Genomic DNA, 5643 nt, shown 5'->3' on the forward strand with positions numbered 1-5643 from the left:
GTACGGGCCGCGGCGCCCCCCGCCAGCCCGCCACGGCGTTCATCCCGGAAATGGCCTCGCTGGCGCTGTGGTAGGCCGCGGTCAGCATCGGCGCCGTCGGGCCGATCACCACCGGACCATCGGAGAACGCGTCGAGCAAATCGCCGAAGACCTTCTCGGTCTGTGTCAGCTGACCCGACACGATCGCCACCAGATAGGTGCCGTGCACGTCGGTCAGCGCCGCACGGGCATGGCGGGCCGCGATATCCCGGACTTCTTGGCTGGCGTGGTTTTCCCGGCCCGGCGGCGGCGTCCCCACCACCACCGTCGCCGGAGCGGTCGTGTCCCAGTTCAACGCGGCCGCCCGAGACAGCAGCTCGGGGCCGGTATCGCCACGCACCACCGCGTCCACCACGCTGGCTTCCATTCGGCTGTCCCAGCTGCCGCGCGCCTCGGCGGCATCGGCGTAGGCGGTGGCGGCACTAAAGGCCAGGTCGCGGCTGTACTTGAGAATGCCCACCATCAGCGCGGTGAACTGTTCGTCAGTGCGGGCCAACAAGGGGGCGACCTCTTCGAAGAACTCCATGGTCACCCGCACCATGTCCACCGAGTGGCGCAAGGGCATCCGCCGGGTCAGATCCTGCGGCATCAGCTCGAATGCCCTCGCGGTGTAGTTGATGTTGCTGTCCGGGTCGGTCATCCACTCCACGAAGTTCACCACGGCGGTCTGCACCACCAGGGACACGCTGGCCCGCTGCGACGCCTCCAACTCGGCGAAAAACGGCAGCCGGTCCTGCATCGCCGTTACCGCCTCAGTGGAAAACCGCCCGGAATATTGCTTCAACCGCCGCAGCAGCGACTCCGGAACGCTGTCCAGCAGGTCCAGCGTCGACCTGGGCTTGGCAGATTGTTTGTCGACCATCCCTAAAAGCTACGCCAGTTTTGTGGATGGTTCCCCCAAGACGCGTGCCGTTATGCGACCCCGGGATCGGAGGTTTGCGCCGGCGCCGCCTGCACATCGTCGATCCGGTATTGCCGTGCAGCCGCGACCGGTACCGACGGGTCGATCTGGCCGTCGCGCGCCAGCGCCTCCAACACGGCGACGACCTGAGATTCGGCGTCGGTGTTGAAGTAGCGGCGCGCCGCCGGTCGGGTGTCGGAGAAGCCGAACCCGTCGGTGCCGAGCGTGACATAGGTACCCGGGACCCACGGCCGAATCTGCTCGGGTACCGCGCGCATCCAGTCCGACACGGCGATGATCGGCCCGGAGCATGCGGACAGCGCCCGTGTGACGTAGGCCTGACCCGCCGGGCGATCCGAGTGGCGCAGCTTCTCCTTTTCGACGGCAATGCCGTCACGATTCAGCTCGCTCCAGCTGGTTACCGACCACACGTCCGCGGCGACATCCCATTCGGCGGCCAGCATCTCGGCGGCTTGCAGCGCCGAGGGCATTGCCACCCCCGACGCCAAGATGTGCGCCGTGTTCGCGCGGCTTTCCTTGGCCGCGTGATACCGGTAGATACCCCGCAACAGGCCTTCGGGGTCGAAGTGTTCCGGCTCCGGCGGTTGCACATACGGCTCGTTGTAGATGGTGATGTAGAACATGACATTTTCGGCGTTCTCAGCGCCAAACATGCGGGCCAGTCCGCTTTCGATGATGTAGGCGATCTCGAAGGCGAACGCGGGGTCGTATGCGACCACCGCCGGATTGGTGGCCGCGAGCAGCGGCGAATGGCCGTCGGCGTGCTGCAGACCTTCGCCGGTCAGTGTGGTGCGCCCCGCGGTTGCTCCCAATAGGAAGCCGCGTGCCATCTGGTCGGCCGCGGCCCACAGGCCGTCGCCGGTGCGCTGGAACCCGAACATCGAATAGAAGATGTAGATCGGGATCATCGGTTCGTTGTGCGTCGAGTATGACGTGCCGGCTGCGGTGAACGAGGCGACCGATCCGGCCTCGTTGATGCCCTCGTGCAGGATCTGGCCGATGTCACTTTCCTTATAAGCCAACATCAGCTCGGCGTCGACGGCGGTGTAGAGCTGGCCGTTGCGGTTGTAGATCTTCAACGACGGGAACCACGAGTCCATGCCGAACGTGCGCGCCTCGTCGGGGATGATCGGCACGATGCGGGGCCCAACTTCTTTGTCGCGCAACACTTCCTTGAAGGTGCGCACCGTTGCCATCGTGGTGGCAACCTCCTGGGTGCCCGAACCTTTCTTCAGGGCCTTATAGGCATCGCGACCGGGAAGCGTCAGGGCCTTGGCCTTGGTGCGCCGCTCCGGCAGAAAGCCACCCAGCGCGCGACGGCGATCGAGCAGATAGCGGATTTCAGGGGCCTCCGGCCCGGGGTGGTAGTACGGCGGCAGGTAAGGGTCCTCCTCCAGCTGGGCGTCGCTGATCGGGATCCGGATAGCGTCGCGGAAGTCTTTAAGATCTTGCAGCGCAAGCTTTTTCATCTGGTGCGTCGCGTTGCGGCCCTGGAAGTGGGCACCCAGCGAGTAGCCCTTGATGGTCTTTGCCAGGATCACCGTCGGCTGTCCCTTGTGGTCGACGGCGCCGCGGTAGGCGGCGTAGACCTTGCGGTAGTCATGACCACCGCGCTTGAGGTTCCAGATCTCCGAATCGGTCATGTTCTCGACAAGCGCCTTGGTACGCGGGTCGCGTCCGAAGAAGTGGTCTCGGACATAGGCCCCGTCGTTGGCCTTGTAGGTCTGGTAGTCGCCGTCGGGGGTGGTGTTCATCAGGTTCACCAACGCGCCGTCGCGGTCGGCGTGCAGCAGCGCGTCCCACTCGCGGCCCCAGACCACCTTGATGACGTTCCAGCCGGCGCCGCGGAAGAACGACTCCAGCTCCTGGATGATCTTGCCGTTGCCGCGCACCGGCCCGTCGAGACGCTGCAGGTTGCAGTTGATGACGAAGGTCAAGTTGTCCAACGCCTCCAGCGCGGCGACGTGGGCCAGGCCGCGGCTCTCCGGCTCGTCCATCTCGCCGTCGCCGAGGAACGCCCACACGTGCTGGTCGGAGGTGTCCTTGATGCCACGGTCATGCAGGTAGTGGTTGAACCGGGCCTGATAGATCGCGTTCATCGGGCCCAGGCCCATCGACACCGTCGGAAACTCCCCGAAATCGGGCATCAGCCGCGGGTGCGGGTAGGACGGCAGGCCACCGCCGGGATGGCTGTGTTCCTGCCGGAAACCGTCGAGCTGGTCGGCGGACAGGCGGCCTTCTAGGAAGGCGCGTGCGTAGATGCCCGGAGAGGCGTGGCCCTGAATGAACACGTGGTCTCCACCGCCCGGATGCGATTTCCCGCGGAAGAAGTGGTTGAAGCCGACTTCATAGAGCGCCGCAGACGAGGCGTAGGTCGAAATGTGGCCGCCCACGCCGACTCCCGGACGCTGGGCGCGGTGCACCATGATCGCGGCGTTCCATCTGATCCACGCCCGGTAGCGGCGTTCGACATCCTCGTCGCCGGGGAACCAGGGCTCCAGTTCGGTCGGGATGGTGTTGACGTAGTCGGTCGACGTCAGCGCCGGGATCGCGACCCGCTGTTCACTGGCGCGTTCCAGCAGTCGCAGCATCAGATATCGCGCCCGCGACGGCCCCGAGCGCTCCAGTAGCTCGTCGAACGACTCCAGCCACTCGGCGGTCTCCTCGGGGTCGATGTCCGGCAGATAGGACGCCACACCTTCGCGGATTACCCGCACCCGATCGGGTTCGCTTGCGCCGGTTGGGTTTTTCGCCAGATCGTGGCGTACGAACTCGGTAGTCAACTCACTACTCCTTATGTGACGGTTCATCTGCTTTTGGCTGATGGCGCCGTCGGTCTTTGCCGTACCGGTCCTGGGGCCCGTTTGGCTCAATCCCTATCGTGCCGCACAGTCGATCGCGTTGCGTAGTCCCCATCCAAGCTGGCCCAAGCCGCGACCCGGTAACGTCACACGTTGTGCTGATCGGATGGCGGCCACCGCAGACCTGGGCGCGGGGGATCGGGTGCGCCGCCGCGATCTTGATCGCGGTCGTTGGGTGCACCAGCGTTACGGACGGCACCCCGACCGCCGACACCGAAATGGCCCCGGCGTATCGGGTATCGGTGTCCGCATCGGTCTCGGCGTCGGCCGCGACGTCGAGCATCCGGGAGTCGCAACGTCAGCAGTCGCTGACGACGCAGGCCGTGGTCCGCGCGTGTGAGTCGTTTGCCACCAGCAGCAAAGACGCCGTCGACAAGGTGAATGACTTTGTCGCCGCCTACAACCAGGGCCGCGACACCACACCCAGCGAGGGGCCTGCGATCGATACCCTCAACCACAGCGCCGATGTGGTCGGGGGCAGCAACGGTGGCCCCCTGTCCGAGGACCTGCACCACGCGCTCAACGCCTACGCCGACGCGGCACGCGGTCTGGCGAATACCATCCGCTCGCATGGCGGGATGGATGCGTTCAATCAGGGCGTCAATCAGTTCAACGACACTAAATCCGAAGCCGTGAAGCAGTGCCGAGCGGCGATATGAGTTGCTGGATGTGCGACGCTACTTGCTATGCGACGATAAATTCCATCTCGCGGCACGTTGGCGTTCGAGAAGCTTGAGGCTGAAAGGGAGGATCGCACGGTGGTGGCGGCGGATGACGCCCCGAGCTATGCCCGCAAAATGGGCATCCAACGGGGTCAGGTTGTCCAAGAGTGGGGTTGGGACGAGGACACCGACGACGATATCCGCGCCGACGTGGAGGACACGTGCGGTGGCGAGTTGCTCGACGAAGACACCGATGAAGTCATCGACGTCGTGCTGCTGTGGTGGCGCGACGGTGACGGCGATCTCGTCGACACCTTGATGGACGCGATCGCGCCGCTGGCCGACGATGGCGTGATCTGGGTGCTTACGCCCAAGACCGGCCGGCCAGGTCACGTGCTACCGGCTGAGATCGCGGAGTCAGCCCCCACCGCAGGGCTGATGCCGACGTCGTCGGTCAACCTGGGCGACTGGAGCGCGAGTCGGCTGGTGCAGCCCAAATCCCGGGCCGGGCGCCGTTGATGTTGACGGTCGGTTCTACCGCACCGAACTTCACGCTGCGCGACCAGAACCGACAGCCGGTCAGTCTCAGCGATTATCGCGGCGCCAAAAACGTGCTGCTGGTGTTCTTTCCGCTGGCGTTCACCGGAATCTGCGAGGGCGAGCTTGGTCAGTTGCGTGATCACCTGCCCGACTTCGACAACGACGACAGTGTGCCGCTGGCCATTTCGGTGGGACCATCGCCCACCCACAAGGTGTGGGCCACCGAAAGCGGTTTCCTGTTCCCGGTGCTCTCAGACTTTTGGCCGCATGGCGCTGTCAGCCAGGCCGATGGGGTATTCAACGACGACGCCGGCTACGCCAACCGCGGCACGTTTTTCATCGACCGGGCGGGGACGATCCGTTTCGCCGAGATGAAGCAGCCCGGCGAAGTCCGCGATCAGCGACTCTGGACCGACGCGCTGGCGGTGCTGAAGGGCTGAACCGTTGGTCGGCGTTTTGGGTGCCGAGTGGTCGGGACGGTATCTTTGCGCCGCACGGGCGCGTAGCTCAGTGGTAGAGCTCTGGTTTTACACACCAGCGGTCGGCGGTTCGATACCGTCCGCGCCCACCATGTCACGGCACCAGGAACCTAATCCTTGATGAAGTGGTACATCCGGTA

The 5643-nt window shown here is 65.0% G+C and carries 5 protein-coding genes and 1 tRNA gene; 4 read left to right on the plus strand and 2 right to left on the minus strand.

Features of this window, described 5'->3' with window-relative positions; all coding sequences use genetic code 11:
- Both WBF82_RS19230 and aceE read right to left on the minus strand, forming a co-directional pair.
- Positions 1-901, minus strand: a 901-nt coding sequence (locus WBF82_RS19230; RefSeq protein WP_424384538.1) for a PucR family transcriptional regulator, incomplete at its 3' end; no start/stop codon positions are given.
- 50 nt (positions 902-951) lie between these two features.
- Positions 952-3744, minus strand: a complete 2793-nt coding sequence (aceE, locus tag WBF82_RS19235) for a pyruvate dehydrogenase (acetyl-transferring), homodimeric type (RefSeq protein ID WP_424384539.1) — start codon at positions 3742-3744, stop codon at positions 952-954.
- Between the two features lie 173 nt (positions 3745-3917).
- Here aceE and WBF82_RS19240 point away from each other — a divergent pair, with 173 nt between their 5' ends.
- The 4 genes from WBF82_RS19240 (at position 3918) to WBF82_RS19255 (ending at position 5595) form a co-directional block, all read left to right on the plus strand.
- Entirely contained in the window at positions 3918-4481 is a 564-nt protein-coding gene (locus WBF82_RS19240) for a hypothetical protein (protein WP_424384540.1), read from the plus strand.
- Between the two features lie 99 nt (positions 4482-4580).
- Positions 4581-5003, plus strand: a complete 423-nt coding sequence (locus tag WBF82_RS19245; protein ID WP_424384541.1) for a DUF3052 domain-containing protein — start codon at positions 4581-4583, stop codon at positions 5001-5003.
- A complete protein-coding gene (locus WBF82_RS19250; RefSeq protein WP_424384542.1) occupies positions 5003-5464 on the plus strand; it encodes a peroxiredoxin in 462 nt (153 codons plus the stop codon). Before WBF82_RS19245 ends, WBF82_RS19250 begins: the two co-directional genes overlap by 1 nt.
- A gap of 56 nt (positions 5465-5520) precedes the next feature.
- A tRNA-Val gene (locus tag WBF82_RS19255) sits at positions 5521-5595 on the plus strand.
- Positions 5596-5643 lie beyond the last annotated feature (48 nt).

It is taken from the genome of Mycobacterium sp., from assembly GCF_049673265.1.
Taxonomy (GTDB): Bacteria; Actinomycetota; Actinomycetes; order Mycobacteriales; family Mycobacteriaceae; genus Mycobacterium.

Bases quoted from the DNA above. Each gene is read 5' to 3' on its own strand.
- WBF82_RS19250 (WP_424384542.1), top strand. From the start codon at position 5,003: ATGTTGACGGTCGGTTCTACCGCACCGAACTTCACGCTGCGCGACCAG.